Source organism: Cryobacterium sp. CAN_C2 (genome assembly GCF_015751745.1).
Taxonomy (GTDB): Bacteria; Actinomycetota; Actinomycetes; order Actinomycetales; family Microbacteriaceae; genus Cryobacterium.
The window spans coordinates 1-1,047 of sequence record NZ_JADOUX010000058.1 but is presented as its reverse complement, the minus strand read 5'-3'; the positions used below and the strand labels follow the sequence as shown (position 1 = coordinate 1,047).

Sequence of the window (1,047 nt, the reverse complement as noted above, 5' to 3'; positions counted from 1 at the left end):
TGGCTGGGCCGGACACGCCGGGTTCGTGGTTGGCGGGGCGTCGTTTGATGTCCATCGACGGAACGATTCTGGATCTGGCCGACAGTGTGGTGAACGCGGAGTTCTTTGGGCGTCCGCCAGTCAGCCGTGGCGAGCAATCTGCCTTCCCACAAGCGCGCCTGGTGGCGTTGGCCGAGTGCGGAACGCATGCGATTCTGGACGCGGTGATAGGGCCGTGCACGACGTCGGAGATTGAGCTCTCCCGGGAGCTCGCCGGCCGTTTCGAGCCGGGCATGTTGGTCCTGGCCGACCGTGGCTTTTACGGCTTCCGGCTCTGGGAACAGGCGGCAGCGACGGGTGCTGACCTGCTCTGGCGGGTCAAAGCGAACCTCCGCCCACGGCACCTGGAGACCCTCGCTGACGGCTCGTGGCTGGCCAGGATCATCCCGACATCCGGCCCGGGGCGGCAGTCGACACCGCCGTTGACCGTGCGGGTCGTGGACTACACGATCGACGACGGTCGCGACAATCCCGACGGCTACCGGTTGCTCACGACGATCCTTGATCCGGCCGAGGCCTCCGCGGAAGAACTCGCGACCGTGTACTCCGAACGGTGGGAGATCGAGTCCGTGTTCGACGAGCTGAAAACTCACCAACGCGGGCCGCGCATGGTAATGCGGTCCAAATCCCCAGACCTGGTCAAGCAGGAAATCTGGGGCCACCTCTGTTGCCACTACGCGATCCGCACCCTCATGGTCGAGGCCGCCCAGCACGCTCACCGTGACCCGGACAGGGTCTCCTTCATCGCCGCACTCCGCATCGCCCGCCGTTCCGTGGCTCAGGGCGCTTTTCCCCCCTCCACACCCTGACCACACCAAAGCCATCTGGCGCCATGCGGTACTCGCCCTAATCCGACGACTGAACCCCGCGCGGCGACGGCGATCAAACCCTCGCGTCATCAAACGCAAGGTCTCAAAGTGGCCCGCCAAACGTTTCCATCACGCGGACTGGCCACAACCGCTCCACGAGCCAGAAATCACTATCCAAACGCTTAACTGAACGGTATTG

General features: G+C 64.6%; 1 protein-coding gene. It reads left to right on the top strand.

The annotated features are described in order from the left end of the window. Positions 1–848, top strand: an 848-nt coding sequence (locus IWX77_RS16855) for an IS4 family transposase (protein WP_196845694.1), incomplete at its 5' end; no start/stop codon positions are given. Between the last annotated feature and the right edge of the window lie 199 nt (positions 849–1,047).